Consider the following 26,133-nt stretch of genomic DNA (forward strand, 5'->3'; position numbering starts at 1 on the left):
CGGCCATTTCGAAAACGGCCGGCAACTGGTGTACGGGGGGGGGGGAGAGGACGCCCGGTCCCGAAGGGTTTGAAAGCCAGTCCCGAAGGGTTTGAAAGATTGTCCTTCCTTTCCGGGGATTGAAAGCTGGAGCCCGCGCCGTCCACACCCCGGACAGAACCATTGAACGGTTGCGCTAACACCCGCACAGGGCGGATAAGGAACTCCGGCGTTTCGGGTTCAGGGGCAGGCGATGGCGGAAAGACAGCGGCGGCGGGGTACACAGGCGGTCACCATCCGGGAGGTGGCGGCACGGGCCGGCGTTTCGTCCATGACCGTGTCGCGCGTCATCAACAAGGATGACAAGGTCAACGACAATACCCGCGCCCTGGTGGAAGCGGCCATCCGCGAACTGAACTACACCCCCAATCCCGCCGCCCGCCGGCTGGCGGGGTCGGAGGTGCTGCGCATCGGCCTGCTCTATTCCAACCCGTCATCCGCCTATCTGTCGGAATTCCTGGTGGGCGCGCTGGATGAGAGCAGCCGGGAGGGCCATCAGCTCGTCGTGGAGAAATGCGCCGGCACGGCCAAGGCCGCTGCCGCCGTCACCCGGCTTCTGCAGGGCGGCGTCAACGCCTTCATCCTGCCGCCACCGCTCTGTGAGTCCAAACCCATCCTCTCCCTGCTGGAGGCGGCGGGCGTGCTGGCCGTGGCCGTGGCCACGGGGCGTCCCAACCCCACGATGCCGACCATCCGCATCGACAATTACGCCGCCGCCCGGCAGATGACCGAACACCTGATCGGCCAGGGGCACCGGCGGCTCGGCTTCATCAAGGGCAACCGCAACCAGTCGGCCAGCGACATGCGCCTGCACGGGTTCCTGGATGCCTGCCAGGCGGCCGGCATCGGCGATGCCGACATCCTGACCGAACAGGGACAGTTCGACTATGCCTCGGGCCTGATGGCGGCGGAAAGGCTGCTGGCGGCCGATCCGCGGCCCACGGCCATCTTCGCCGCCAATGACGACATGGCCGCCGCCACCATTTCGGTGGCGCACCGGTTGCGTCTGGATGTGCCGGGCGACGTGGCCGTGGCCGGCTTCGACGATACGCTGATCGCCACCACGGTCTGGCCCGCCCTGACCACGATCCGCCAGCCCATCGCCGCCATGGGCAAGGCCGCCGTCATGGTGCTGGCCAATGCCCTGCGCACCCGGTCCCAGGCGCCGCGCGCCGGGGACGGGCCGGAACAGAAGCTGCTGGGCTACAAGCTGGTGCGCCGCGATTCAACGGACGGGGCGTGACGGGCGGAAATCGTCCATATCGATCGCCAGCCGCTTCAGCTTGTCGTAAAGCGTCTTCCGGGGCACGCCCAGCCGGTCCGCCGCCGCCGCGACATCGCCCTGCATCTCCATCAGGGCGATGCGGATCAACTGGCGCTCGAACGCCTCCACCTGGGCGGCCAGCCCCGCCTCCACCACGGCCGCCCCCCGCATCAGGGCCGGCAGGCCCAGCGCTGCCCGGTCGGCGGCGTTGCGCAGTTCGCGCACATTGCCGGGCCAGTCATGCGCCAGCAGGGCCTGCCGGTCGGCGGCCGGCACCAGGGCGGGCGGGCGGCCCAGCCGGTCGGCGGCCAGCAGCAGGAAATGGTCCAGCAGCAGGGCGATATCCTCCCGCCGGTCGCGCAGCGGCGGGAGCGCCAGGGGCACGACATTAAGCCGGAAATAGAGATCCTCGCGGAACCGGCCCTGCTTCGACAGGGCTCCCAGATCCTCCTTCGTCGCCGCCACGAAGCGGATATCCAGCGCGATGGACCGGTTGGCGCCCAGCCGCTCCACGCGCCGGTCCTGCAGGACACGCAGCAGCTTCACCTGTGCTGCCAGTGGCATGCTTTCGATCTCGTCCAGGAAGACGGTGCCGCCATCGGCGAATTCCAGCTTGCCGATGCGGGTCCTGGCCGCCCCGGTGAAGGCGCCGGCCTCGTGCCCGAAAAGCTCGCTCTCCACCATGCTGTCGGGAATGGCGCCGCAATTGATGGCGACGAAGGGCTTCGCGGCGCGGTTGGAGAACTGGTGCAGGGCGCGGGCCACCATCTCCTTGCCGCTGCCCGTCTCCCCCAGGATCAGCACGTCGGCACCCGTATCGGCCACCTGGCGGATCAGGTGCTTGACGGCCATCATGGCGGGGGACCGGCCCAGCAGGACGGCGTCCAGCCCGTCCTGCCGGGTCAGCGCCCGGCGCAGCACCCCCACCTCTGCCGCCAGCCGGCGCTTTTCCAGCGCGCGGGTGACGGTCGCCACCAGCCGGTCGGAGGCAAAGGGCTTCTCGATGAAGTCATAGGCGCCATCCCGCATGGCGCCCACGGCCATGGCGATATCGCCATGCCCCGTCATCAGGATGACCGGCAGGTCCGGGTCATGCTCCAGGGCGGCCCGCAGCAGGGCCAGCCCATCCATGCCGGGCAGGCGGACATCGGTGACCAGCAGGTCGCCGCCCTCCCGGCCCAGCGCCGCCAGCGCCGGCTCGGCCGCGGCGAAGGCCGTGACGGGCAGGTCGGCCAGTTCCAGCGCCTGTTCCACGCCCAGGCGCACGGCGTCGTCATCCTCCACCAGCAGGATGCGCGGCGCGCTGTCCTTCATGCTTGCTCCCCCACGGGCAACTCCACGCTGAAGACCGCCCCGCCATCGGGACCATTGGCCGCCGACAGGCTACCATCATGGTCGCGGATGATGCCGGCCGAAATCACCAGCCCCAGACCAAGGCCCAGTCCCGGCGCCTTGGTGGTGAAGAACGGCTCGAACAGGCGGGGCATGTCGGCGGGTGCGATGCCGGGGCCGCTGTCGGCAATGTCGAGGCGCAGCCGCCCGGCCGCCGCCGCCGGCCCGGCCGTCACCCGCACCCGGCGGACGGGCGCCCCGGCCACGGCATCCAGCGCATTGCCCAGCAGGTTCACCAGCACCTGCTCCAGCCGCAGGGGGTCGCAGCGCACCTGTCCGCCCGCCGGCAGCCCCTCTGGCAGGTCGATCACCATCACCGCCCCCGTGCGCCGCGTCTTTTCCACCAGCAGGGTCAGGGCATTATCGATGGCGCGGGCCAGCGGCACATTCTCCGGCCGGTTGTCGGACCGGCGGGCGAAGGTGCGAAGCTGGCCGGTGATCCGCGCCATGCGTTCGGTCAGCCCGGCGATATGGCGCAGATTCTCTGCCACCCGGTCCAGCCGGCCGCGCTCCAGGAAGGTCGCGGCATTGTCGGAAAAGGTGCGCAAGGCGGCCAGCGGCTGGTTCAGCTCATGCGTGATGCCGGCCGACAACTGGCCCAGTGCCGCCAGCTTGGCCGCCTGCACCAGCCCGTCCTGGGCACGGTGCAGGTCCTGGTTGGCGGCGACCAGTTCGGCCGTGCGGGCCGCGACCTGCCCCTCCAGCGCCGCCGCCGCCCGCCGCCAGGCCAGCCGCGTCCGCCGCCGCTGCCGCCAATAGAGCCAGGCCAGCGCCAGCAGCGCCGTCAGCCCGACCCCGGCCGTGCGGCCGATGTCACGGGCCAGGTCCACCCCGTCCAGGCTGGACAGGAGGTAGAGCCGCCACGGCGTCCCCTCCACGGCGCTGCCGGTCACCAGATACCGGTCGGGCAGGCCGGCCAGGGATGCCGTGCCGTCCGGTCCCGGGCGCCAGTCCAGCGGCCGCAGCCGCACCCCCTCATACTGGCGGGTATCGGCCAGCCGCACCTGCTCCGCCGCCGTCGGGGCCGCCAGCATGCGGAAGGTCCAGTCCGGGTTGGAAGACAGGATGACGACGCCGTTGGCGTCCACCACCAGGATCGGGTCGGCCGCCTGGGCCCAGGACCGCTCCACGGGCGCCAGCGACACCTTGACCACCGTGATGCCCAATGTCAGGGCGCCATCCTCCAGCGCGCGGGCGAAATAATGGCCGGGCTCCCGGCTGGTCGTGCCAATGCCATAGAAGCGTCCCGACCCGCCGGCCAGCGCCTCGCGGAAATAGGGACGATAGGCGAAATTGCGGCCGACGAAACTGTCGGGCCGGCGCCAGTTGCTGGCCGCCAGCGTGGTGCCGCCCGTATCCAGAAGATAAAGCGCCGCCGCCCCCGTCCGGTCGGCGATCCGCTCCATATAGAGGTTGGCTTCCGCCACGGCGGCGGGATCATCGGGCGCATGCAGCACGCGGCGCAGGGTCTGCGACAGGGCCAGGATGGCGGGCAGCGTCTCGTGCCGCGTCAGCTCGCTGCGCAGGCCGGCGACATAAAGGGCGCGGCGCGGGCCCGCCGCTTCGGCCAGATTGTCACGGGCCAGCCGCGCGGCCAGCGCCCCACCGGCCCAGGCCAGCAGGAACGCCGACAGGGCGAAGGCCGCCGCGATCAGGCCGGTCTTCACCCTGTTCCTGGCACGATCGGTTTCGGGTTGGCTCATGGCAGGTCCAGGATAGGGCAAGGCCGTCGCGGCCGGAAAGCTCTATCTCCAGCCGGCCGCCGGGTGGCGGCGCCCGGCGTCACTCCGCCGGGGCCATCACGGCGCGCGGGCGCTCCGCCTCCTCGATCCCGGTCGGGTTGGCCAGTTCGGCGGCCAGCTTGTCGGTATCCAGCGCACCTTCCCACTTGGCGACCACCAGCGTGGCGACGCCGTTGCCGATCAGGTTGGTCAGCGCGCGGGCTTCGGACATGAAACGGTCCACACCCAGGATCAGCGCGATGGAGGCGACGGGGATATGCCCGACCGTGGCCAGGGTGGCCGCCAGCACGATGAAGCCCGATCCCGTGACACCGGCCGCCCCCTTGGAGGTCAGCAGCAGCACGGCCAGGATGCCCAGTTCCTGCCAGATGGTCAGGTCCGTATTGGTCGCCTGCGCCAGGAAGATGGCGGCCATGGTCAGATAGATGCAGGTGCCATCCAGGTTGAAGGAATAGCCCGTGGGCACGACCAGCCCCACGACCGACTTCTCCACCCCCAGCCTGTTCAGCTTGGTCATCATGCGCGGCAGGGCGCTTTCGGAGGAGGAGGTGCCCAGCACGATCAGCAGCTCCTCCTTGATGTAGCGGATGAAGCGGGTGATGGAGAAGCCCGCCGCCCGTGCCACGATGCCCAGCACGCCGAAGATGAAGATCAGGCAGGTGACATAGAAGGCGGCCATCAACTGGCCCAGCGAGACCAGCGTCTCCACCCCGTACTTGCCGATGGTGAAGGCCATGGCGCCGAACGCGCCGATGGGGGCGGCCTTCATCAGGATGGCGACGATGCGGAAGAACACGCCCGACGCCTGGTCGATCATGTGCAGAAGCGGCCGGCCGCGATCCCCCAGGCCGTGCAGGCCGAAGGCGAACAGGACGGAGATGAACAGCACCTGCAGGATCTCCCCCTCGGCGAAGGCGCCGACCACGGTGGTGGGGATGACATGCATCAGGAAAGCCACCGTGCCCTGTTCCTGCGCCTTGGCGGCATAGGCGGCGATGGACTTCGTGTCCAGCGCGGCGGGGTCGACATTCATGCCGGCACCGGGCTGCCACAGGTTGACGATCACCATGCCCAGGATCAGGGCGACGGTGGTCAGCACCTCGAAATAGATCAGCGCCTTCAGGCCGACGCGACCGACCTTCTTCATGTCCTCCATCCCGGCGATGCCATGCACGACGGTGAAGAAGATGATCGGGGCGATCAGCATCTTGATCATCTTGATGAAGGCATCGCCCAGCGGCTTCATGCTCTCGCCGATGGACGGATAGAAATGGCCCAGCGCGATGCCGATGGCGATGGCGCCCAGCACCTGCACATAAAGGCTGTGATAGAATTTCCCGCGCGCCACCGGCGCGGCCGTGACGCTGGCACCCTGGGCCATGTCGCTTCTCCCGTTTCGATGTTGACCATCGGTGGGTTGGGAGCCCCCGGCCCCGTCCCGCCCTTCGTGCCCCCTTCAGAGCACGTCGCGTGCCAGAGGGGTGGTCTTCATCTTTTCAAGGACTTGGCGTCCGGCCGGCTGCCGGTCTGTCGGGAAATCCGGACAATTTCCAGGGCCGCGCGTGCGGATTTCCGGACAAGCACGCCCGACCATCCCGTGTGGGGGGAGGGCACGGCAGGCGCGGTGCGCCGTTGCCGGCAGCCATGCGCGCGCCCCCCCTGTGTGACAGGGTGTGTGACGTCACACGGGGGAGGGGAAGCGGGAGAAGCCTTGCGCGTCAGCCCCGGTCGAACTGGAGCGCGGCCAGCCGGGCATAAAGGCCGTTGCGGCGGATCAGTTCCTCATGCCGTCCCGTCTCCACCACGCGGCCCGCCTCCAGCACGACGATACGGTCGGCATTGACAATGGTGGACAGCCGGTGGGCAATGATCAGGGTGGTCCGCCGCTTCATCAGCCCGTCCAGCGCCGCCTGCACAGCGCGCTCGCTTTCCGCGTCCAGCGCCGATGTCGCCTCGTCCAGCAGCAGCACGGGGGCATCGCGCAGGATGGCGCGGGCGATGGCAATGCGCTGGCGCTGGCCGCCGGACAGGCGCACCCCCTTCTCGCCCAGGAAGGTGTCGAACCCTTCCGGCATGGCTTCGATGAAATCCAGGGCATGGGCGGCGATGGCGGCCTGACGCACCTCCGCATCCGTGGCCCCCGGCCGGCCATAGCGGATATTCTCCATGGCATTGGCCGAGAAGATCACCTGTTCCTGCTGCACGATGCCGATGCGGGCCCGCAGGTCGGCCGGGTCCGTCCGGGCGATGTCAACGCCGTCCAGCCGGATCACGCCGGCCTGCGGGTCATAGAAACGCAGCAGCAACTGGAAGATCGTGGTCTTGCCGGCCCCGCTGGGTCCCACCAGCGCCACCCGCTCGCCCGGATGGATGACCAGATCCAGACCCGACAGCGCGCTGTCCCGGGGGCGGGAGGGATAGTTGAAGGACACGCCATCGAACACGACCTCCCCCCGCGTCGGCACCGGCAGGGGCAGCGGATGGGAAGGGGCGCGGATGTCGGGAACGGTGGCCAGCAGGTCGAACAGCCTTTCCGTGGCGCCGGCCGCGCGCGACAGGTCGCTGGCCACCTCGGACAGGGCGCCGACCGCGCCCGCCACCATGACGGCATAGAAGATGAAGGCGGAAAGCTGGCCGGGGCTGATGCGCCCGGCGATGACATCATGCCCGCCGATCCACAGCACCATGCCGATGGCCCCGAACACCAGCACGATGACCAGCATGGTCAGCCAGGAGCGGGCGCGGATGCGCCGCAGGGAGACGGCAACCGTCTCCTCCACCCGGTCGGCGAAGCGGCGCACCTCCATCGGCTCGCGGCCGAAGGCCTGGACCGTGCGGATGCCGCCCAGCACCTCGTCCACCGTGCTGCCGATATCGGCGACCGCATCCTGGCTGGCCCGCGACAGGGTGCGCACCTTGCGCCCGAACACCACGATGGGCGCCACGACCAGCGGCACGACCAGCAGTACCAGCCCCGTCAGCTTGGCACTGGTCAGGGCCAGCAGCGCCAGGCCGCCGACCAGCATCAGCGCGTTGCGCAGCGCGATGGATACGCTGGTGCCGATCACCTGCTGGAGCAGCGTGGTATCGGTGGTCAGGCGCGACAGCACCTCGCCCGTGCGCGTCGTCTCGAAGAAGGAGGGCGACAGGGTGACCAGATGGTCGAACACCTTGCGCCTTATATCGGCCACCACCCGTTCCCCGATCCAGGACACCAGATAGAATCGGGTGAAGGTGGAGACCCCCAGCAGTACGATGACCACCAGCATGACCAACAGCGCCTGGTTCAGCAGGTCGGCATTGCCGGCCGCGAATCCGCGATCGACCAGGGCCTTCAGCCCCTGCCCCAGGCCCAGCACGGTGCCCGCCGCCACGACAAGGGCCAGCGTGGCCCCCGCCATGGCCATGCCATAGGGCTTCAAAAAGGGCCAGAGCAGCCGCAGGGGCTTGAGATCGCGGCGGTTGCGGCCATCCGGGCCGCCCGTTCCGGCACTGCTGTCACGAAAGACCAAGGAAGTCGCTCCGGCAGGAAGAAAGCTGATGAAATCCACACGCACCCGTGGTAACCGCATGGCCGCGCCAGGGCAATATCCACGCCCGGGTGGCATAGCTGCCGCGCCCATGTGTATCAGCCCTGCCTTGCAGCGATGCGGGGCCGGATGGGGTTGCCACCGCCCCAGGCTTTGTATATAAGCGCGGCTTCGATTTAGGGACTGCCGACCATGAAGCCTGACATCCACCCCGCTTATCACGAGATCACCGTCGTCATGACCGACGGTTCCTCCTTCAAGACCCGCACCACCATGGGCAAGGCCGGCGACACGCTGCGTCTGGACATCGATCCGAAGTCCCATCCGGCCTGGACGGGCGTGCAGAAGCTGCTGGATACCGGTGGCCAGATCGCCAAGTTCAACAAGCGCTTCCAGAGCTTCGGCCTGAAGTAAGCTGCTTGGCCGCAAGGCACGCGCAAAAGCGTCGCCGGACATTTCCGGCGACGCTTTTTGTATTGGCCTGCCTGTATGTTTGGTCTGCCTGGATCAGGCTGTCCGGACGGTGCGGGGCCTTTATACGAATTCGCACCAGGCGGTCTGGAGACGGGTGGCCGATGCTGGCATTGTCGGTTGCACGCTTCTGCAAGCTTCCGGACAGGGTGAGACGTGCGATGCCCCCGATGTTCCAGCGCCTGCCGTTCCTGCCCGTGCTGCTGTTGCTGGCCGGGACCCTGCCGGCTATGGCCAAGGACAGCGACCGGTGCGACATCGACATCCGGTCCATCGACCGGATCGAGCCGACGGCTGAGTATGATCCCTATGGCGGCGGCGCCACGGGCTATAACGAGATCGAGCTGCGGCACAAGGATGGCGGCGCCTGCGCGCTGCTGGTCGGCATCGATGACGGGGGCAACGGCACCCGCGTCATGGAAAGCGCCAAGGACCGGCTGGTCTATGAACTTTACAAGGATGCCCGGCTGAGCCAGCGGGTCGGCGACATCCGTGGCAACGAATCGGCCATGTTCCCCCTGGCCATGAGCGCCAAGCAGGATACCGCCCGCCTGCAGGTCTTCAGCTATATCGAGCCGGGACAGCTTGTCGCCAAGGGCACCTATCAGGACCGCGTCACCGTCAATGTCTATGAGCTGCGGGACGGGACGCCCTATGGCCCCATCGCGTCCCGCACGGCCCAGGTGCGTACCAAGGTGCGGTCCGTGGTCAGCGCCAGCGTGGTGGTCGACGGGGTGTCGCGGCCGCTGTCCGGATCGGTCGGCACGCTGGACATGGGGGAACTGACGCGCGGCGGCAGCGGCCGGTTCGAACTGTCGGTCAGCGGCAATGGCGACTATTCGCTGTCGCTTTCCTCCGAGAATGCCGGCCGCCTGGTGTCCCGCGACAGCCCGTCGGGCATCGGTTATCGGCTTTATGTCGGTGGCCGAGCCGTGTCGCTGGGTAGCGGCACCACGGTGGGGCTGGGCGGCGCCGGCAATTACGAATTGCGGGTGGAAAGCGACGCGGCACCGCAGGCGCTGGCCGGCACCTACCATGACAACTTGATCTTAACGATCACGACCGAATAATATCCTTATTGCCGGCCAAATGGCCGGCACGGCGCTTCCCCGCCCAGGGGGCTGCCGGAATGCCCAGAACGGGTGGAAGTGAGGTGGGATATGGCCAATCAGTTCAGGCGCAATGCCATCGGCCGCGTCACGGCCCTGCTGGTCCTGGCCGGGTGCGCCGGGGTGGGCGTTCTGGCGCAGGCGCAGGGATCGACCCAGGCGACACTGACCCTGCGCGCCAGCATGCCGCAAAGCTGCACCGTCGCCCTGTCCACCACCAGCGCCACGCTGGACCTGAATGCCGGCGTCACCAACCTGCCCGTCGCCACGGTGGAGGAGCGGTGCAACGCCTCCAACGGCTATACGGTCAGCATGGTGTCCAAGAATGGCGGCGCCCTGTCGGCCGGCGGGGCCAATATCGGCTATACCCTGCATTACGGGGACACCAACAGCAGCACCGGCACCCTGGCCGCCGAACGCGGCGTGTCCGGCAATGCGCGGCAGACCGTGCTGTCCGTCTCCATCCCGCCCGGCACCAACCGACAGGCCGGCGATTACGAGGATACGGTGACGATCAGCATCGCCGCCAAATAACCTTCCCTACCCCTCCCCGCCCATCCCGCCCATCCCGCCCATCCCGGAGGAACCCGGCATGACAACGCGGCCACGCTTCCATCTGGCCTTTCCCGTTCATGACCTGGACGCGGCCCGCGGCTTCTATGGCGGCCTGCTGGGCTGTGCGGAGGGGCGCAGTTCCCCTCAATGGGTGGATTTCGATCTTCACGGTCACCAGATCGTGGCGCATCTGGCGCCGGGGGAATGCGGCGCGCGCGATACCAGCCCCGTGGACGGGCATGACGTGCCCGTCCGGCATTTCGGCCTGATCCTGGATTGGCCGGATTGGGAGATGCTGGCGGCCCGGCTGCGCGCGGCGGGCCAGCGCTTCATCATCGAACCCGGCATCCGCTTCACCGGAAAGCCGGGGGAACAGGCGACGATGTTCCTGCTGGACCCGTCCGGCAACGCCCTGGAATTCAAGGCGTTCCGCGACGAAGCCATGATCTTCGCCCGCTGAGGTCGCCCCCCTCCATCCAAAGGGCCTATACCGCCGGAGAGGGGTATTTTTGTGCGGTTGCACTTGCGGTCGCCGCCACAGACGATAATGTAGGGGAAGGGCGGGACGAGTGCTTTCTTCTCCGGCCGGCTTTCTGCCATGAGGCGAGCGATGATGGCGGGTGATGAAGGGTGGGGGATTGGCAGGATGATCAGGTTGACCCGCATCGGCGAAGCGCCGGTGGAACATTTCCCCGACCGGAGCCAGCCGGCCCCGGTAAGCGAGATTTCGCTTTATGGCGACATTGCCCGCGTGCTGGACCATATGCAGCGCCGTCTGCATGATGTGGTCCGCGTCGAACTGGGCCGGATCGGCGTGGATGACATCAGCCCCATGCAGGTGCTGATGCTTCTGAATATCGGCGGTGACGAACTGACCGTCCGCGACCTCATGGAGCGCGGCTATTATCTGGGGTCCAACGCCAGCTACAATCTCAAGCATCTGGTCGAACAGGGCTATGTCGACCGCGGGGCCTCGGCCCGCGATCGCCGGGCCGCCCGCCTGCGCCTGTCGGAAAAGGGCGAATGGCTGTGTGCGGAGATCAAGAAGCTGGAGGAGCGGCAGGCCGCGCAGTTGCTGCACACCGCATCCGATGTCCGGGACCTGGAGACCACATATAACATGCTGCGCCGCCTGGAACGGCTTTGGGGGGATGTCGTCCGTTACGACAGCCGTGGCCAGGACTGACCCCATGATGATGACCCCGACGGCCGGGGACCCCGCGGCCCCGGCGCGACCCGTCCTCCGGGCCCGCCTGAACAGCAGCGACGTGGAACGGCTGCTGAAGCAGCCTGGCAGCGGCGCGCGCATCGATACCATGACGAAGCTGGTCATGGAGATGGAGGAAGGCGGACTGACGGCCAAGGAACAGCGGCTGGCGCTCGATGTGCTGCGCGCCTTCGCCTCCGATGCGGAGATGGAGGTGCGGGCCGCCGTGGCCTGGCAGATCCATAACAGCCCCATCCTGACCGCCGACATGGCGGAAAAGCTGGCCCGCGACGTGGCACAGGTGGCCGTGCCCATCCTGAAATATGTGGATGGTCTGCCGGAGAACCTGTTGCTGGAGATCGTGGCCGAGCGGGATCCGCAGAAGCAGCTAGCCATCGCCGGGCGCCGCACCGTGTCGGAAGCCGTGTCGGCCGCCCTGGTCGAAACGGGCAATGTCGTCACCGTCGTGCATCTGCTGCGCAATCGCGGTGCCGCCGTGCGGGAGGCGACGCTGAGCCGTGCGGCGGAACGGTTCGGGCAGTTCCGGATCGTTGCCGACAGCGTCGCCGCCCGGCCGGATGTCACCGTCGCCATCGTGGAACGCATGATCGCCCTGGTGTCGGAGGATGTGCGCCAGCAATTGATCCGCGACCACAAGATCGAGCCGGCCCTGGCCAAGCGGCTGGCCGAGGGGGGACGGGAGGCCGCAACGCTGCGCGTCCTGCAGCCCCTGCTGGTCTCCCCCGATGATGCGGAGATGGTGGCCAAGCATCTCTACCGCCAGGGCCGGCTGACCCCGCAGGTACTGTTCCGGGCCCTGTGCGCGGGCGATCTGGAACTGTTCGTGGCGGGCATGGCGGCACGGGCCAACATCACGCCGCAGGCCGCCGGCATCCTGGCCTGGGATGATGGCGTGCTGGGGCTGCATTGCCTGATGGACGCGGCGGCCATTCCCGGCCCCCTGACCGCGCCCTTCCGCACGGCCCAGCAGATGGCGCTGGAGATTGAATATGCGGCCGGCAACTGCACGCGGGAGAAATACCAGCAGGTCGTGCTGGAGGCCCTGTTCGACCGCTATGCCGACACCGCGGAACGGGAGGTGGACGAGTTGCTGATGCAGATTTCCGACCAGCCCGGCATCGATGTCGGTGCCATCCTGAATCCGATCCGGGCATAAGGGCCCCGGTCCCACATGAAGCTGATCTGCTATGCCATTCATGGCGATCCGCCCCTGATCCGTCCGGCACCGGCCACGCGCGACTGGATGGACGGCACCCCGCAGGCCTATGCCTATCGCTGCCTGCCGCTCAACATCGCCAATGCCCATGGCTGGGAACTGCTGAACCGCAGTGGCTTCACGGCCCATTGGGATGGCGGAAGCGGTATCGACAGCATCAGCATCACGCCCGATCCCGGCACGACGGCCCCGGCCATCAGCCATTTCGGCTCCGGTGTGCTGACCTTCCATATCGAAGCCGTGTTCCGCACCGAGCCGGGGTGGAGCCTGTGCGCGCAGGGCCCCGTGAACCGGCCCAAGGATGGTATTTCCGCCCTGTCGGGCATCATCGAGACGGATTGGGCACCCTACAGCTTCACCATGAACTGGAAATTCACGGCGCCGGGCCGGACCGTCCGGTTCGACGCCATGGAACCTTTCTGCACGATCTTCCCCGTGCAGCGCCGCCTGCTGGAAAGCGTGGAACCGGAAATCCGCAACCTGTCGGACGATCCCGAACTGGCCCGGCGGTTCGAGGATTGGGCCCAGGGCCGCACCCGCTTCAATGAGGAGTTGAGCCAGCCCGGATCGGACGCCCGCACAGCCAAATGGCAGAAAAGCTATTATCTGGGGCTGTTGCCGGACGGCAGCCCGGCCGACCCCGACCATCTGGTCAAGCTGCGGCCCCCCGGCTTCGTGGACAAGCGCTGAGCCTGATCCGGGTCGTACTCATTCACCGCGCCGGTGGCGCCCGTTCATACCATTCCCATTCTGCGGTGATCGGACCTTGTTGGTTCCGATCACCGCATTCAAGCGCCGGCGCCAACATGCCGGGCGCCAACATGCCAATGGCTTGGCTACGCCGCACGAGTGGTGCTGCGGCCGGTGCTGCGGCGCCCGCCACCGCATGGCGATCCATCCCCGCCCCCCGGCCCGGCTGTGACGGCCGGCACCCTGCCGGTCGTCAGCGTTCCGGCCCCAGACACCCCCGTTCCACCGACTGCGCCGCCAGTTCCTGAAACCGGGACAGATAGCGCCCGTCACCCGCCATGGTCGGGTCGCGGATGGTATCGGCGTTCAACTGGCGCATTTCGGCATTGATACGGTCACAGGGGCTGGCACAGCCCGACATGGCCAACGACAGCGGCACCAGCAACAGCAGCGCACGCGCCGCGACGGACGACAGGGCGGACATGGGTGACCAGCCATCTTTCAAACCGTTTCGATGACTGGCACCCTGGCACCCGGTCCGGGCAAAAGCGCGGCATGTCCGTGTCGCGATTGCGGCAGTGGCCGCCGTCAATACCGGCGGATCAACCCGACCAGCCGGCCCTGCACATTGACCCGGTCGGCCCCGAACACGCGCGTTTCGTAATTGGGGTTCGCAGGTTCCAGCGCGATGGAATTCCCCTTGCGGCGCAGGCGCTTCAGCGTCACCTCCTGCCCATCCACCAGCGCCACGACGATCACGCCATTCTCCGCCGTCTCGCAGCGCTGGATGATCACCGTGTCGCCATCCAGGATGCCGGCATCCACCATGCTGTCACCGGCGACTTCCAGCGCGTAATGATCGCCCGTCGCCACCATGCTGGCGGGAATGTCGATCGTCACCGAACTGTCGCGCATCGCCTCGATCGGCAGGCCGGCGGCGATCCGGCCGTAAAGCGGCAGGGCCACGGCTTCGGCGTCGTTGCTGGCCGGACGCCCCGGCAGGGCGCCCCGGAAATCTCCCTTGATGACATTGGGCTTGAACCGCGGCGTCACATCCGCCGGCGGCTGTGACGCCGGTGCGGCGGCCGGGCGGGCCTTGGCCGCCGGCTTCTCCGGCAGGCGCAGCACCTCCAGCGCGCGGGCGCGATGCGGCAGGCGGCGGATGAAGCCCCGCTCCTCCAGCCCTGTGATCAGCCGGTGGATGCCCGATTTCGATTTCAGGCCCAGCGCATCCTTCATTTCATCGAAGGAAGGGGAGACCCCACCCTGTTCCAGCCGCTCATTGATGAAGAACAGCAGTTCCTGTTGCTTGCGCGTCAGCATGGCATCCCCTTGACCGCAACCGCCCGTCGCCCATCCACGCAGCGGCATGATACGGTCCGACTATAGAACAATCCCGGAACGTCAATCAATGTTCTATTTTGGTTCGTGCTTTCACAATGTCCATCAGCACGCAATCCGTCCCGCCGACACCACTATAGGGGGATATAGCCACACCAAAAATGTACTTATAACATTCGGCCTATGGATGTTGGATAGGTATTCATCAAGTTTCACCTGACATAACATGCACATTTAAAAATTTCTTAGAGAAAACATCCCGGAAACCACATATACGAAAGGATAGGTGGCAGCACCATCAAAATCATTATAAATATTTATATAGCTAATTTTCCAATAAGGAAATTGCCGGTGCGTATTTTTAAGCCTTCTCAGGAAACCCGTCGACTTTCCGCTTTAAGGGATGCTATCGATCGCTCTCAATGTGTCATTGAATTTGATATTAACGGATATATACTAGATGCAAACGAGAACTTCCTGACATCTCTCGGCTATCATCGTGAAGATATTATTGGGAAACACCATAAAATTTTCGTTCTTCCCAAAGAACATGCAAGTGAAGGATATCGCGATTTCTGGAATACGCTGAAGCAGGGCAAATTCCAGACCGGCGTTTTCCGCCGGGTCACCCGTGAAGGTCGGGAAATTTGGATCCGCGCCACATATAATCCTGTCTTCAACCGGGCAGGTCAGGTGGTCCGGGTCGTGAAGCTGGCGACAGACATTACGGAAACCATCCACCTGCGAAATGATCTCGCCGCCAAGGTGGCCGCCATCGGCCGGTCACAAGCCGTGATCGAGTTCACGTCCAGCGGCGAGATCATGACGGCGAACGAAAATTTCCTGTCCGCGCTGGGATACCGGCTGGAGGAGATCCAGGGCCGGCATCACCGCATGTTCGTTCCCGCGGAGGAGCGGGAGAGCACCGCCTATCTCCAGTTCTGGCGGCAACTGGCCGCCGGGGAACATAATGGCGGGGAGTTCCGGCGCGTGCGCAAGGATGGGCACGACATCTGGATCCAGGCCACCTACACCCCTATCCTCGACGAGGACGGGCGGGTGGAGAAAGTGGTGAAATTCGCCACCGACATCACGGAACAGAAGCGCCGCACGGCCGATTTCGAAAGCCAGATCCAGGCCATCAGCAAAAGCCAGGCGGTCATCGCCTTCAACCTCGATGGCACGATCATCACGGCCAATGCTAATTTCCTCGACACGCTGGGATACCGGCTGGAGGAGATCCAGGGCCGGCATCACCGCATGTTCATGCCGGAGGAGGAGCGCGACAGCGCCCCCTATCGCCAGTTCTGGGAACGGCTGGGCCGCGGTGAATATCAGGCCGGCGAATATCGGCGCATCGGCCGCAACGGGCAGGAAGTCTGGATTCAGGCCTCCTACAATCCCGTCCTGGATTTGAATGGCAAGCCCTACAAGGTCGTGAAATATGCCAGCGACGTGACGCGGCAGGTGCTGGCCCGTCAGCGCAGCGAACATGTGCGCAGCATGATGGAGAATGTTGCCGCCGGCGCGGAGCAGATGAACGCTTCGATCCGCGAGATCGCTCACAACATGGCCCGTTCCCGCGACGAGGCCGAATCGGCCAACCGCCGCGTCGACGCGGCCGGTGCCGTGACGGCACGCCTCAGTTCGCTGTCCGACAGCATGGTCGAGATCGTGAACCTGATCTCCGGCATCACGGGACAGATCAACCTGCTGGCCCTGAACGCCTCCATCGAAGCCGCGCGCGCCGGGGAGGCCGGAAAGGGTTTCGCCGTCGTCGCGCAGGAGGTGAAGAACCTGGCCAACCAGGCCCGCGCCGCCACCGACCGTATCAATGATGATATCGGCAGCCTGCGGGAGACGGCGACGGAGGTCGTGCAGACGCTCGACAGTATCCATGGCGCCATCAGCCAGGTCAGCGACTATGTCAGTTCCATCGCCGCCGCCGTGTCGCAGCAGAGCGCTGTTGCCGGCGACATGTCGACCAGCATGCAACGCGCTGCCGCCGAAGCAGCCCGTATCGGGGCCTGACCCGGCGGCCGGAGCGCCCACGCGGCGACGGGTGTCAGAGGGCGACCGGCGTCAGAGCGCGTCGAGCGGCATTACCCGCACGCGGTCCCCCGCCCTGGCCGGCGGGGCGTGGGGGGCGCGCAGGATCAGGCAGTCGGCCCAGGCCAGGCGGCTCAGCATGCCGCTATCCTGTTTGGGAAAGGGTTCGGCCACAAGGCGGCCTTCCCCATCGGTGGACAGCCGGGCACGGATGAAATCAGCCCGCGCGTCGTTGCCCCCCATGTCACGTCCCAGCACGGCGTCACGCAATTCGTCATCCGCCGGCAGTCCCTGCATGGCCAGCAACAGCGGGCGCAGGAAAAGCCAGGCGCAGACCAGGGCGGAAACGGGATTGCCGGGCAGCCCGATCATGGGCACGCCATGCATGCGCCCGAAGATCAGCGGCTTGCCGGGCCGCATGGCGATCTTCCAGAAATCCAGTTCCATCCCCGCCGCCCCCAGGACGGACCGCACCAGATCATGTTCCCCCACCGACGCACCGCCGATGGTGATCAACAGATCGGTGCCCGACGCGGCGGAAACCAGGGCGGACAGGCTGTCCACACTGTCGGCCGCGATGCCCAGATCCACCGGCTCGCCGCCCAACTGGCGCACCAGGGCCGCCAGCGCCAGGGAATTGGAACTGACGATCTGGCCCGGCGCCAGCGTGTCGCCCGGCATCACCACCTCGTCACCCGTGGCCAGGATGGACACGCGGGGACGGCGGCGAACCCGCAGCCAGGGGACGTTCATCGATGCGGCCAGCGCCAGGTCGCGGACCGTCAGGCGACGGCCCGCCGGCACCCCGATGTCACCCGCCGCGAAATCCTGGCCCGCCGGACGGACCCAGCGGCCGGGCCCGCCGCCATCCTTCAGCGTCACGGTGGCGCCGTGATCCTCCGCATCCTCCTGCACCACCACGGTATCGGCACCGGCCGGCAGCGCACCGCCGGTGAAGATGCGCACGGCCTGGCCGGGGCCGACCACGCCGTCGAACGGCCGGCCGGCCGGCGCCTCCCCGATGCGGGACAGGGTGGCGGGGAAGACGGAAAGGTCGGCCGTGCGCACGGCCCAGCCGTCCATGGCGCTGACGGCGGTGGGCGGGTGGGTGACGCGGGCCACGACATCGGCGGCCAGCACGCGCCCCAGCCCCTCGGTGATGGGGACCTGTTCGGCGGGCAGCAGCGTCGCCGCCGCCAGGATGCGGGCACGGGCCTCGGAAAGCGGGATCAAGCGGATGCTCCGTCTGTCAAACAAGTTCGACATATTGGGGCATATATCACGGCCCGCAACGGGGCAAGCGGGACGGGCCGCCGATATTTTCCGCATGCAGAAGGCTCTGTGGCACCGGACCGGACCCTTGGGAGGAGAGGTGCCCCCGGCGGGGGTCCGGTCCCAAGGGGCGCCGCTATCAGCCCGCCGGCCCCGTCACGGCATTGTCCGCGATCAGGCCGCGCAGCAATTCCCCATCCAGGGTGGACTGGATGGTTCCATCCTCCTCGATGAACATCACAGGTCCGTGATTGGTGAACAGCAACTCGGTATATTCAGGAAAGCTGGTGCATTCATGGATGGTGCCCAGCGGCTCATAGCCCCAGGTGCCGGCCAGAGCGACGCCCATGCGGTATTCCATGCGGCCCTTGACCACGAAATATTCGCCGGCGCCGTAATGCTTGTGCCGGCCGAAGGAACTGCCGGGCTGGCAGCGCAGCAGCACGGTCCAGCGGCCTGTTTCAAGGCTGGTGAACAGCAGGCGGAAATCGATCCCGTCGGCCAGGGGAACCCACGGCTTTTCCTCCGCCGGGATCAGGCTTTCATCGGTGGACATGCGTCCCGTCCTTTCATCGGTCAGAAACGTTGGGTGAATTCGATGCCCCAGCTCGCCCGCTCACCGTAGTAAAGCGGGATCACGCCGAAATCGCGCAGGTCGGTGGCATCGACGATATAGGCCTTGTCGGTGACGTTGCGGCCCCAGAAGGCCAGTTCCCAATCGGCATCGGGCGACGACAGGGCCACGCGCAGGTTCAGGAGACCATGGCCGCCCCGGCTGCTGACCAGATCATCCTGGGCGTTGTTGTAGTATTTCTTGGCGGTGTAATTATATTCGGCCCGGAAGGCCGCGCCATAGGCGGCGGTCAGCGGCACCCGGTATTGCGCGAAGCCGGACAGGGTGAATTTCGGCGCGCCGGGCAGCCTGTTGCCGGAAAAGTCGCGGGCCTGGCCCGTGGCCGGATCGATGGCACCGGAAGTGTAGTTACGGTACTGCGCATCCAGCAGGCCCAGGTTGAGGCCCAGGTCCAGCCCGTCGGCGGGAATGGCCGTCAGTTCCACCTCCAGCCCCTTGATACGGGCGTCGGCGGCATTGTCCAGGCCCAGGGTGGGCACGCCGCTGCCCTGCTGGTTGACCGACAGAACCTGCAGGTCGCTGTAATCGTAAAGGAAGGCGGCGATATTGGCGCGCAGCCGGCGATCCAGCAGGGTGCTTTTCAGACCGATCTCGTAGGCTGTCAGGAATTCCGGATCGACCTTGGTCCGTTCCGCCACGCTGGTGATGATGCCGATATTGAAATTGCCCGATTTGAAACCCCGTGTGACGGACCCATAGGCCATGACATCCCGGGTCACGTCGTAATCGGCGGCCAGCCGCCAGGACGATGCCTTGAACGTGTCGCCCATCGCGGCATATGGCACCAGCGCCACGGGTGCGCCGTCGGGAATATCGGCATCGAAGAAGCCGGGGATCAGCACGCCCTGGTGCGTGGCCCGCACCTTGTCCCAGGTATAGCGCGCGCCCGCCGTCAGGCGCAGGCCCTCGGCGACATCGATGGTCGTCTGCCCGAAGATGGCATAGCTCTTGTTCCGGCGCGTGGCATCGGTGACCAGGGGCACGGCCCCATCGGCAAAGGACAGTTCGCCCACCAGATCGGCTTCCGAGTGGGAGATGAAATCCTCGTCGAAATAGAAGGCGCCGATCAGCGCCTGGATGCCGCCGCCATTATAGGCGACCTGCAGCTCCTGCGACTTCTGCTCGGTCTCCGTCAGGAACTTGATCTGGTCGATGCGCAGGGGGCCGCCATCCACATCCACGCGGTTATCCACGTCGCCCTTGTCGTACCCCGTGATGGATTTCACCGACAGCGTGTCGGACAGGCTGAAGGAGGCGGTCAGCGAGACCCAGTGATTGTCGGAATGGTTGCGGCTGTCGCCGTTGAAATTCAGGATCTTCACCTCGCCCGGTGCCGGATCGCGGTAACCGAACAGGTCGCCCCCGTTGATCTGCCCGTCGGGCTTGGGCTGCAAATAGTCGCTGCGGTCGCGGCCTGTGCCGGCGGCCAGCCTGACATCGACATCACGGTCGCCGTCGGGATGATAGCGCAGGATGGCCCGCACGGCCCCTTCGTCCACATCGATGGCGCGTTCGCCGGTGAAAAGATTCACCCGTTCGCCGTCGCCGCGCCGCAAGGTGGCCGACACGCGCGCCGACAGTCCCTCGGCCAGCGGCATGGAGGCTGCGGCCTCCGCCTCGAACAGGTTGAAGCGGCCATAGCCCAGGCGGAAATAGCCCTCCTGCCGGCCATCCGGCAGCTTGGAGACATAGACGATGGCCCCGCCCGTCGTGTTCTTGCCGAACAACGTGCCCTGCGGCCCGCGCAGCACCTCCACCCGGTCCAGATCGAACAGCGAGAAGCTCTGGCTGCCCGTCGAGGCCACGGCCACATCGTCGCGATAGATGCTGACCGGCCCGACGGAGGAGGAGTTGAAATCATTGTTGCCGACACCGCGGATGAAGATGTTCGGCACGCCGCCGAAGGTCTTGATCTCCAGGTTCGGCACGATGTCGCCGATGGCCAGGCTGTTGGACAGGCCGCTTTCCTGCAACTGCGCCCCGCCCAGGGCCGTGACGGAGACCGGCACCTCCTGCAGGTTCTGGGCCCGGCGCTGGGCCATGACCACGATCTCCTCGATGGCTTCCTGTGCGCCGGCCGGGACCGCTGCCGCCGTCGCGGCCAGAAGCGGCAGGGCCAGCGCCGTGCGCGCCCCTTTTCTGAACTGCATGTTTTTCCTCCCCCTTGTCCCTTCGATCGGGCGTTCTTCTGTGATGGCGGGACCCTATCGCGGCCACCGGGCCCGTGACTTTGCGCTGAGCGTCAGAACTCATGCGCCACAGCGCGGGGCGCGCGGCGACTTGCGCGGCAGCGACCTTATTCTTGTTCCTGCGCGCATCGCTTCGTATGCCGCGGCTCGTCAGCGGGGAGGATGCGGTTTACTATGCGGTACCCGAACGGATCGGGCCCAAGACCAAGATCAATCCGTGGGAGGTGTCATGTCTTTGGCCGGGACCGAAAGCTGGTCGTCGCAATCCATGCCCGTCAACCGCCGCTTCCGCGGGTTCCAGGATGTGCTGGACCGCACCCATTTCCATTGGGACCTGCATGTCGACCGTGGCGACAATTACAGCGCGCAGGTGCTGCGCCGTCCGGTGGATGAATTCGTCTTCACCCATGTCGTGGCCGACCCGCTGGCCGGGTGGCGGCGGGCGGACGAGATCCGCAAGTCACAGGCGGGGTATTTCTGCCTGCTGTTCCTGGAACAGGGCCGCACGCTGCTGGAACAGGGCCGCAACCAGACCGAACTGGGGGCGGGCAGCATCGCGCTGTGGGACAGCACGCGGCCGGCCTATTTCGCCGCACGGGAGGTGCAGCATCAATATTCCCTGCTGATCCCCCGCCAGGCCGCCCTGTCGGCCCTGCCCAGCATCGAGGATATGTGCGGTCTGCAGGTGCGCGGCGACAGCGGGGTGGGTGCCGTGCTGCTGGCCCATCTGCGGCAGTTGCACCGGTCCATCGACAATATCGATCCCGCCGACCGGCCGGCCATGCTGCGCGCCACGGTGGAACTGGCGGCCATCGCCTTCCGGCCGGAACTGGAACGGCTGAACGGATCGGCCTTCCAGCGCGCCCTGCTGACCCGCGTGCAGGATTACATCAACACGCAGGCCGGCGACCCCGGGTTGGGGCCGCAGAGCATCGCGGCGGCCTTCCGCTTCTCCCCCCGCTATCTGCACCGGCTGTTCGAGGCGACGGACATGACCGTGTCGGAATGGATCAAGCAGCGGCGGTTGCAGCGTTGCCGTGCCGATCTGGCGGCCGTGGGCTGTGACGGCCTGTCCCTGACGCAGATCGCCATGAAGAACGGCTTCGCCGACGCCTCGCAGTTCAGCCGTTCCTTCCGCGCCGCCTTCGGCACCACCCCGCGCGAGTTTCGCCAGCAGGCACGTGACGGACGCGGATAATGCTATTTTGCCCGTTCCCGGTGAGTACGCCCCATCGGGAACGGGCACCGGGCGGCCCCGCCGGCCTCACCCCCGCTCGCTGTCCATATGGGCCAGCAGAGCCTCCGGATAGCGGTCACCGGCTGCGGCGCCGGGCGGGATGGCCGCTTCGATCGCGGCCAGTTCGGCGGCCGACAGGACCAGACTGGCCGCCCCCAGGCTTTCGGCCAGCCGGTCGCGGCGGCGCGCGCCGACCAGCGGCACGATGTCCGCCCCGCGGGAGGCGACCCAGGCGATGGCCACCTGCGCCACACTGGCCCCGATATCGGCGGCCACACGGCGCAGCGTGTCCACCAGTGCCAGATTATGGTCCAGGTTCGGGCCCTGGAAACGGGGGCTGTGGCTGCGGAAATCCGTCCCTCCGGCGGTGCCCGTGAAATGCCCGCTGATCAGCCCGCGCGACAGCACGCCATAGGCCGTGATGCCGATGCCCAGTCCCCGGCAGACCGGCAGGATGGCCTCCTCGACCCCCCGGCTGATCAGGGAATATTCGATCTGCAGGTCACTGATCGGGTGGATGGCGGCGGCCCGGCGGATGGTGTCGGCCCCCACTTCCGACAGGCCGATATGGCGGACATATCCTTCCTTCACCAGATCGGCGATGGCGCCGATCGTGTCCTCGATGGGCACGTCGGGGTCCAGCCGGGAGGGGCGGTAAATGTCGATATGGTCCGTGCCAAGCCGCTTCAGGCTGTAAGCGACGAAGTTGCGGATGGCGACGGGCCGGGCGTCATAGCCGGCCCATTGCCCGTCGGGCCCGCGCAGGGCGCCGAACTTGACGCTCAGCAGCACATTGTCGCGCCGGCGCCCGTGCAGCGCCTCGCGGATCAGCATCTCATTATGACCCATGCCATAGAAATCGCCCGTATCCAGCAGGGTGATGCCAGCATCCAGGGCGGCATGGATCGTGGCGATGCCTTCCGCCCGGTCGGCGGGTCCGTAAAGGTCGGACATGCCCATGCAGCCAAGACCCAGGGCGGAGGTGAGGGGACCGGTGGTCCCCAGGGTGCGATGCATCATCATGGCAGGCTTCCTTCAAGGGATGGTGACGATGGAAGGAATGCTGCCATGGTCCGGATTATGCGATAATCCTGCATATACCGTATGCTCTGTTCGGAAATCCGTACAATGCCGCCTTATGCCCTTGCCGATCTGGATGCGTTCCTGTCCGTGGCCCGCCATCGCAATTTCCGCCGCGCCGCGCGTGAGCGGGGCGTGTCGCCCTCCACCCTCAGCCAGGCCGTGCGCAACCTGGAAGAGGCGATGGGCGTGCGCCTGCTGCACCGCACGACCCGCAGCGTCACGCCCACCGAGGCCGGGCAGCGGCTGGTGGAAAGCCTGTCGCCGGCCATGGCGGCCGTGACGGCGGCACTGGACAGCCTGGGTCCCTATCGCGGTACCGCGTTCGGCACCTTGCGGCTGAACGTGCCGGTCATCGTATCGCATCTGGTGCTGCCCGGCATCGTGGCGCCCTTTCTGGCCGCCCATCCCGGCATCACGCTGGAGGTGGCGACCGACAATGCCCTGGTCGATGTCTTCGCGGCCGGCTTCGATGCCGGCGTGCGGTATGAGGAGGCGCTGGCCCAGGATGTGGTGGCGGTGCCGCTGGGCCCGCGTGAGCAGCGCTATCTCCTGGCTGCGGCACCCGCGCGGATCGCCCGCGACGGGATGCCGGCCCATCCGACGGACCTGCTGGCCCGTCCCTGCCTGCGCCAGGGCTTTCCGGGCGGCGCCATCGTGCCGTGGGAGTTCGAGAAGGCGGGGCAGACGGTGAAGCTGCATCCGTCGGGGCCGCTGGTCAGTGCCGACAGCGCCCTGTCGCTGCGCGCGGCGCTGGACGGGCTCGGCTGGATCTACACGTTCCAGGAATTGCTGGAACCGCATCTGGCCGCAGGCACGCTGGTGCCGGCCTTGCAGGATTGGGGCCTGCGCTTTTCCGGCCCGTTCCTTTACTACAGCAGCCGCCGCCACCTGCCGGGACCGCTGCGTGCCTTCGTGGACTGGCTGCGCGGCCCCGGTGCGGTGCCCTGATCAGGGCGGTGTGCGCAGCGCCTGGATCAGTTCGCGCAACTGGCGCACCGCCACGATGGTGGAGGCCAGCGCGAAAAGGGCGCCCAGCGCGGCCAGCAGCAGCCGGGTATTGTCCAGTTCGGTGCGCCCCATCCAGTCATGCAGCACCAGAAACACCAGCAGCGGCAGCGCCAGCGACCGCAGATGGTACAGCAGTGCGGGTCCCACCGGCTGGGGGCGCAGCAGGGTCAGCGGCCGGTCATGCGCGGCGGGACTGGTGCCCAGCCGCTGCACCGCGACCGAGGTCAGTACCAGCACCAGGAAACCCAGCCCGCCGGGCAGGCCCGCCGCCGGATGCCCGGCCAGCCACAGCGCGAAACCGGCAGCGCCCAGCCCCAGCCCCGTCAGCGCGGCATAAAGGCTGCCGTGGGCGACGGCGGCCCAGCGGTCCGGCCGGATCAGGCGCAGGCCGGCCACCGGCGTGTCGGTCTTCGCTGCGCCAGGCCTGGCCGCCCCCGCTCCCACCCCCTCTGGCACCCCCTCTGGCACCCCCTCTGGCACCCCCTCTGGCGCCGGGGCGGCCGGGACCAGCACGGGCGCGCTGCGGTCACTCCAGTACAGGCTTCCGTCATCGTCGCGGAAAACAGCCATCCCCGCCCCTCTCCCCTGCTTTCTTCACCGCCCGCCCGGCACAAAGGTCACGGGCGCGCCATCCTGCTTGTGCAGCACGCCCTGGCGCATGACGAAGCGCACGCGCATCAGTTCGGTCACATCCGTCAGCGGATTGCCGGCCACGGCGATGATGTCGGCATCCTTGCCGGGCTCCAGCGTGCCGATGCGGGCCGTGCGATCCAGCAGGTCGGCGGCGTTCACCGTGGCGGCCTTGATGGCATCGGCGGCCGGCATGCCGGCATCGACCATCAGCTTGAATTCCAGCGCATTGTCGCCGTGCCGGCTGACGCCGCTATCGGTTCCGAAGGCGACCTTGACGCCGGCCTTCACGGCACCGGCAAAGCTGTTGCGCATCTGCTCGCCCACCTCCAGCGCCTTACTGGCCTGGGCCGGGGTCAGGGTGGTGCTGGACCGGGCCATCTCCACCACCGTGTGCCCGGCCAGCAGGGTCGGCACCAGATAGGCGCCCTTCTGCTTCAGCAAGGCGATGGAATCCGCATCCAGGTAGGAACCATGTTCCACGCTGTCCACGCCGTGGCGCAGGGCCAGGTTGATGCCGGCTGCGGCATGGGCATGGCTGGCGACGCGCTTGCCCATCATGTGGGCCGTGTCGATGACGGCCTTGGCCTCGTCATCGAACATCTGCTGCCCGGTGCCGGCCGCGATGTTCGACAGCACGCCGCCCGTCGTGGCCAGCTTGATGACGTCGGCTCCCTTGCGGATCTGCTCGCGCACGGCACGGCGGCAGTCATCGGCGCCGTCGCACACGCTTTCGGGACGCAGCGCGTGGGTCACCGCCTCGTTGAAGCCGTTGGCATCGCCATGCCCGGCCGTGATGGAGATCATCTGGCCGGCCGCCAGGATGGTGGGGCCTTCCACCTCGCCCTTGGCGATGGCGTCGCGCAGGGCGAAGGCCGTGCGCGCCGGGGACCCCAGTTCGCGCACCGTGGTGAAGCCCGCCATCAGGGTGCGATGGGCGTACATCGCTCCTTCCAGCACGGCGACCTCCGGATCGTCGCGCACTTCCGCCAGGATGCTGCCGGGTCCCAACTCGCCCATCAGATGGACATGGCAATCGATCAGGCCGGGCAGCACGAACCCGTCCTTCAGGTCGATAATGCGGGCATCGCCCGCCACCCCGGCCGCCGCCGCGTCCAGATAGCCCGCGCGCACGGCCGCGACCTTGCCGTCGGTCACGACCAGCGTCTGCCGGGCCAACGGCTTCTGCCCCGGCACGGCCAGCAGCGTTCCGGCATGGATCAGCGTCGTCTGCGCACCCGCCGTGCCCGCCAGCAGAACGAATGCCCCCACGGCCCCGGCCATATGGCGGCGCCAGCCTTTGTCGATACCCATGGATTGCCTCACACCTTTCTTGTCGTCCGTTGGAAGATGGAATGGACGGCTTGCCGCCACATGGCAAGGGGCTTTGGGCAAGAGGCTTCAGGGCGCCGGCCCATCATCACCATACAAAGGGTTAGGTTGTGCTGGCGGTG

23 protein-coding genes are annotated in these 26,133 nt (G+C 67.1%); 11 read left to right on the forward strand and 12 right to left on the reverse strand.

Features of this window, described 5'->3' with window-relative positions:
* The first annotated feature begins 232 nt into the window (after positions 1–232).
* The gene (locus tag ACM9LZ_RS20710) at positions 233–1,282 is read left to right on the forward strand and encodes a LacI family DNA-binding transcriptional regulator (RefSeq protein WP_416621424.1); all 1,050 of its coding nucleotides are present in this window, start codon (positions 233–235) and stop codon (positions 1,280–1,282) included.
* Here ACM9LZ_RS20710 and ACM9LZ_RS20715 read toward each other — a convergent pair.
* The 4 genes from ACM9LZ_RS20715 to ACM9LZ_RS20730 all read right to left on the reverse strand — a co-directional run bounded on the left by ACM9LZ_RS20715 (position 1,265) and on the right by ACM9LZ_RS20730 (position 7,949).
* Entirely contained in the window at positions 1,265–2,617 is a 1,353-nt protein-coding gene (locus ACM9LZ_RS20715) for a sigma-54-dependent transcriptional regulator (protein WP_416621425.1), read from the reverse strand. The two genes, ACM9LZ_RS20710 and ACM9LZ_RS20715, sit on opposite strands and share 18 nt — an antisense overlap.
* Positions 2,614–4,398, reverse strand: coding sequence for a sensor histidine kinase (locus ACM9LZ_RS20720; protein ID WP_416621426.1), 1,785 nt, complete (start codon positions 4,396–4,398; stop codon positions 2,614–2,616). Before ACM9LZ_RS20720 ends, ACM9LZ_RS20715 begins: the two co-directional genes overlap by 4 nt.
* Positions 4,399–4,477: 79 nt before the next feature.
* Complete coding sequence (locus ACM9LZ_RS20725) at positions 4,478–5,818, reverse strand: dicarboxylate/amino acid:cation symporter (RefSeq protein ID WP_416621427.1); 1,341 nt, start codon at positions 5,816–5,818, stop codon at positions 4,478–4,480.
* 337 nt (positions 5,819–6,155) lie between these two features.
* A complete protein-coding gene (locus ACM9LZ_RS20730) occupies positions 6,156–7,949 on the reverse strand; it encodes an ABC transporter transmembrane domain-containing protein (RefSeq protein WP_416621428.1) in 1,794 nt (597 codons plus the stop codon).
* Positions 7,950–8,159: 210 nt separating this feature from the next.
* Between ACM9LZ_RS20730 and rpmE the strand changes: the two genes are divergently transcribed.
* The 7 genes from rpmE to ACM9LZ_RS20765 all read left to right on the forward strand — a co-directional run bounded on the left by rpmE (position 8,160) and on the right by ACM9LZ_RS20765 (position 13,236).
* Complete coding sequence (gene rpmE / locus ACM9LZ_RS20735; RefSeq protein WP_416621429.1) at positions 8,160–8,381, forward strand: 50S ribosomal protein L31; 222 nt, start codon at positions 8,160–8,162, stop codon at positions 8,379–8,381.
* Between the two features lie 218 nt (positions 8,382–8,599).
* Positions 8,600–9,508, forward strand: coding sequence for a spore coat protein U domain-containing protein (locus ACM9LZ_RS20740; protein WP_416621430.1), 909 nt, complete (start codon positions 8,600–8,602; stop codon positions 9,506–9,508).
* 90 nt (positions 9,509–9,598) lie between these two features.
* Positions 9,599–10,081 (forward strand): Csu type fimbrial protein, encoded by a 483-nt coding sequence (locus tag ACM9LZ_RS20745; protein WP_416621431.1) that lies wholly within the window; start codon positions 9,599–9,601, stop codon positions 10,079–10,081.
* A 58-nt stretch (positions 10,082–10,139) separates the two neighbouring features.
* Entirely contained in the window at positions 10,140–10,562 is a 423-nt protein-coding gene (locus ACM9LZ_RS20750) for a VOC family protein (protein WP_416621432.1), read from the forward strand.
* Between the two features lie 186 nt (positions 10,563–10,748).
* Entirely contained in the window at positions 10,749–11,288 is a 540-nt protein-coding gene (locus ACM9LZ_RS20755) for a MarR family transcriptional regulator (RefSeq protein ID WP_416621433.1), read from the forward strand.
* Between the two features lie 4 nt (positions 11,289–11,292).
* Positions 11,293–12,486 (forward strand): DUF2336 domain-containing protein, encoded by a 1,194-nt coding sequence (locus ACM9LZ_RS20760; protein WP_416621434.1) that lies wholly within the window; start codon positions 11,293–11,295, stop codon positions 12,484–12,486.
* 15 nt (positions 12,487–12,501) lie between these two features.
* Positions 12,502–13,236 (forward strand): DUF6065 family protein, encoded by a 735-nt coding sequence (locus tag ACM9LZ_RS20765; protein WP_416621435.1) that lies wholly within the window; start codon positions 12,502–12,504, stop codon positions 13,234–13,236.
* 253 nt (positions 13,237–13,489) lie between these two features.
* On the opposite strand, the gene ACM9LZ_RS20770 is transcribed toward ACM9LZ_RS20765, so the two are convergent.
* Together ACM9LZ_RS20770 and lexA are read right to left on the reverse strand one after the other, a co-directional pair.
* A complete protein-coding gene (locus ACM9LZ_RS20770) occupies positions 13,490–13,720 on the reverse strand; it encodes a hypothetical protein (protein WP_416621436.1) in 231 nt (76 codons plus the stop codon).
* 104 nt (positions 13,721–13,824) lie between these two features.
* Positions 13,825–14,559 carry a transcriptional repressor LexA gene (gene lexA, locus ACM9LZ_RS20775; protein ID WP_416621437.1) on the reverse strand — a complete coding sequence of 245 codons (735 nt, stop codon included), beginning with the start codon at positions 14,557–14,559 and terminating at the stop codon, positions 13,825–13,827.
* 369 nt (positions 14,560–14,928) lie between these two features.
* On the opposite strand from lexA, the gene ACM9LZ_RS20780 reads away from it, so the two are divergent.
* Positions 14,929–16,608, forward strand: coding sequence for a methyl-accepting chemotaxis protein (locus ACM9LZ_RS20780; RefSeq protein WP_416621438.1), 1,680 nt, complete (start codon positions 14,929–14,931; stop codon positions 16,606–16,608).
* A gap of 51 nt (positions 16,609–16,659) precedes the next feature.
* Here ACM9LZ_RS20780 and ACM9LZ_RS20785 read toward each other — a convergent pair whose 3' ends face one another.
* The 3 genes from ACM9LZ_RS20785 to ACM9LZ_RS20795 all read right to left on the reverse strand — a co-directional run bounded on the left by ACM9LZ_RS20785 (position 16,660) and on the right by ACM9LZ_RS20795 (position 20,682).
* Positions 16,660–17,859 carry a molybdopterin molybdotransferase MoeA gene (locus tag ACM9LZ_RS20785; RefSeq protein WP_416621439.1) on the reverse strand — a complete coding sequence of 400 codons (1,200 nt, stop codon included), beginning with the start codon at positions 17,857–17,859 and terminating at the stop codon, positions 16,660–16,662.
* A 178-nt stretch (positions 17,860–18,037) separates the two neighbouring features.
* Positions 18,038–18,454, reverse strand: a complete 417-nt coding sequence (locus ACM9LZ_RS20790; RefSeq protein ID WP_416621440.1) for a 2,4'-dihydroxyacetophenone dioxygenase family protein — start codon at positions 18,452–18,454, stop codon at positions 18,038–18,040.
* Between the two features lie 20 nt (positions 18,455–18,474).
* On the reverse strand, positions 18,475–20,682 hold the full coding sequence (locus tag ACM9LZ_RS20795) for a TonB-dependent receptor (protein ID WP_416621441.1): 2,208 nt from the start codon (positions 20,680–20,682) through the stop codon (positions 18,475–18,477).
* A 268-nt stretch (positions 20,683–20,950) separates the two neighbouring features.
* Between ACM9LZ_RS20795 and ACM9LZ_RS20800 the strand changes: the two genes are divergently transcribed.
* On the forward strand, positions 20,951–21,919 hold the full coding sequence (locus tag ACM9LZ_RS20800; protein WP_416621442.1) for a helix-turn-helix domain-containing protein: 969 nt from the start codon (positions 20,951–20,953) through the stop codon (positions 21,917–21,919).
* Positions 21,920–21,985: 66 nt separating this feature from the next.
* Here ACM9LZ_RS20800 and ACM9LZ_RS20805 read toward each other — a convergent pair whose 3' ends face one another.
* A complete protein-coding gene (locus ACM9LZ_RS20805) occupies positions 21,986–22,981 on the reverse strand; it encodes an aldo/keto reductase (protein WP_416621443.1) in 996 nt (331 codons plus the stop codon).
* A gap of 105 nt (positions 22,982–23,086) precedes the next feature.
* On the opposite strand from ACM9LZ_RS20805, the gene ACM9LZ_RS20810 reads away from it, so the two are divergent.
* Positions 23,087–23,989 (forward strand): LysR family transcriptional regulator, encoded by a 903-nt coding sequence (locus ACM9LZ_RS20810; RefSeq protein WP_416621444.1) that lies wholly within the window; start codon positions 23,087–23,089, stop codon positions 23,987–23,989.
* Here the strand turns inward: ACM9LZ_RS20810 and ACM9LZ_RS20815 are convergent, their stop codons facing one another.
* Entirely contained in the window at positions 23,990–24,619 is a 630-nt protein-coding gene (locus ACM9LZ_RS20815) for a hypothetical protein (RefSeq protein ID WP_416621445.1), read from the reverse strand.
* Between the two features lie 24 nt (positions 24,620–24,643).
* Complete coding sequence (locus tag ACM9LZ_RS20820) at positions 24,644–25,993, reverse strand: metal-dependent hydrolase family protein (protein WP_416621446.1); 1,350 nt, start codon at positions 25,991–25,993, stop codon at positions 24,644–24,646.
* Between the last annotated feature and the right edge of the window lie 140 nt (positions 25,994–26,133).

It is taken from the genome of Niveispirillum fermenti (genome assembly GCF_048066175.1).
Classification (GTDB): domain Bacteria; phylum Pseudomonadota; class Alphaproteobacteria; order Azospirillales; family Azospirillaceae; genus Niveispirillum; species Niveispirillum fermenti.